Here is a 2,048-nt window from a genome sequence, read left to right as displayed (position 1 = left end):
CGGGCTGCGGCGTGCGGGCTGCGGCGTGCGGGCTGCGGCGTGAAGGCGGTATGCGGCAAGCAGTTCGAAGTTCGCAGTTCGAAGTTCTCGGTTCGAAGTTCTCGGTTCGAAGTTCTCGGTTCGCAGTTCTCGGTTCGCAGTTCGCGGTTCGCGGAACAAAAAGTTCCGCTATGCCTTGCAATAGCCGCCAAAATGGGCCATAGAGGAAGAAAAAGTTCCTTTATGGGCAGCAGAATGGCCGTTGCCAGCTACTTTTGAGCCAATAGAGGAACTTTTTGTTCCGTTTGAGCCGTTTTTTGTCCGAAAACACATGATAAAGGAACTTTTTGTTCCGTTCCGTGCCGCCACGCGGATAAGCGACGGTCCAACCCGTCTCCCGTCCCGACTCCCGGCTCCCGGCTCGTAATCAGCAGGTCGTACCGCTCTCGCGAACATGCGGATGGATATCCGGTCTTCCCCACCTCTTATTTTAGCGCCCAATCCGTCTTCACCCGCAGATCCAATCAACATCCCGCTTTTTTAATGCGCTTATTGCATGTTGAACGATAAGGTTCCGTTCCTGTTCCGACAGCTCATAATGTCCGTACGACTGTGCGAGCGGGCTAATCCGGACATCCTTCCCTCCCTGACTGATTCGTTCAACCAAAGTGTTTAGCCGCCGGGTAGGATTCGTATTTGTTCGCAAAAGAGAGGATTGGATATCCGCGATCATTCGTTGCGTGTCCCTGACGGGGAATTGCAGCCTGCCTCCGGTCTTGTCAAGATGTACCTAGGAAACGTATTACCGCCTGATCCGGCAGTCCGCCTGCAGCGGATTGTTTCAAGTGCTGGGGCATTTCGATGCGATGAAAGTATTTTTCCCCGGGTTCTCGGACAATCGCACGCCGGCCATCGACGAGGCATTGCAGGCCATAGCCGAAAGCGGCGCGGCCATCGAAATCAATACATCCGGCAGAGCGGTTTGCGGAAGCTGGTACCCGTCCGACGACATTTTGGAGCGGGCCCTGCGCTACGGCGTCGCCGTGACGTTCGGCTCCGACGCCCATACTCCCGTCCGGTGGCGGACCAGTGCGAGCAAGTCCGAAGCAGGCTTAAGGAAATCGGCTTTACCGAATGGGCGTTTTACCGTCGGCGACAAAAGCAGGTAGTGGGCTTGTAGCTTAAATGATCGGACAGCCTCCCGCCGCCTGGCGGAGACGAGCGGGCATGCTCATGCATGGACGCCAAGGCCGAAAAAGCCCCCGAAAACCGCAAAGCGGCAACGGAGGCACAGGATAAGCTAATAGCTTCTCAAAGTTTTACTGCCCGCTCGATTTCAAATTCGCGATTTCCTTCTCGGCCATTTCCGATGCGGTACGCAAGGCGGTGTTCACGTCCATTTGACCTTTGCCGAGCTGATACCATATTTTCTCGAGCTGATTGTTCGTGATCGCTTGGTATGGCGATTGTTCGAACGGCGCGGCGGGTTTGTTTCTCGTCAGCGATTTCAGGTTTTTCCCTTGCAGGTTCGGATTTTCCAGACCAAAGGCGTCCTTGACCGTTTGCGTCTTCACGACCGGAAGACCGAGAGCCTGCTTGGAAATACTCATCTGATACTCGTCGCTCGTCATATAGGCGATCGCCTCGAAGGCGGCATCCTTATGCTTGCTGATGCTCGTGACGTAAGCCAAGGTCAGCATCGCTTGCGAGCCTACTCCGCGCAGGTTGCTGAATTCCGGCAGCGAGACCATATCCCAGTTCACGTCCTGCTTCGTCGTCGGAATCGTATACGCGTACATGGCGGCCACTTTGTTCACGAGAAAAGCGTTGCTGATCGGACGGAAGCTGCTTTCCGCCAGCGCGTTTCCGGGAATTTCATAAAACCGGTTAATGCTTCTTACGTATTGTCCCCAACGGTCATCGCTGTAAAACAAAGGCTTATCCGTCTTCGGATCGGCGAAGCCGAGCGACATCTGGTTTTGCCAGGCTATATTGTACGATTGGGTAATAAAGCCTCTGTACTGAGTTTCCCCTTCCTTGCGGGTCATCGTCTTGGCCAATTCGTACGT

2 protein-coding genes and 1 pseudogene are annotated in these 2,048 nt (G+C 54.7%); 2 read left to right on the top strand and 1 reads right to left on the bottom strand.

What is annotated here, in order from left to right; translation table 11 throughout:
* The coding region (locus FE784_RS41530; RefSeq protein WP_218103737.1) for a hypothetical protein at positions 1 to 258 on the top strand (258 nt) is incomplete at its 5' end.
* Positions 259 to 773: 515 nt separating this feature from the next.
* A pseudogene (locus FE784_RS02710) lies at positions 774 to 1,159 on the top strand (PHP domain-containing protein); the annotation flags it as partial.
* 139 nt (positions 1,160 to 1,298) lie between these two features.
* Here the strand turns inward: FE784_RS02710 and FE784_RS40645 are convergent.
* The coding region (locus tag FE784_RS40645) for a type 2 periplasmic-binding domain-containing protein (RefSeq protein WP_176705916.1) at positions 1,299 to 2,048 on the bottom strand (750 nt) is incomplete at its 5' end.

This window comes from Paenibacillus hemerocallicola, from assembly GCF_006265175.1.
Lineage (GTDB): Bacteria > Bacillota > Bacilli > Paenibacillales > NBRC-103111 > Paenibacillus_AB > Paenibacillus_AB hemerocallicola.
The sequence above is the reverse complement of the archived record's forward strand: the minus strand, read 5'-3'. Positions and strand labels throughout refer to the sequence as shown.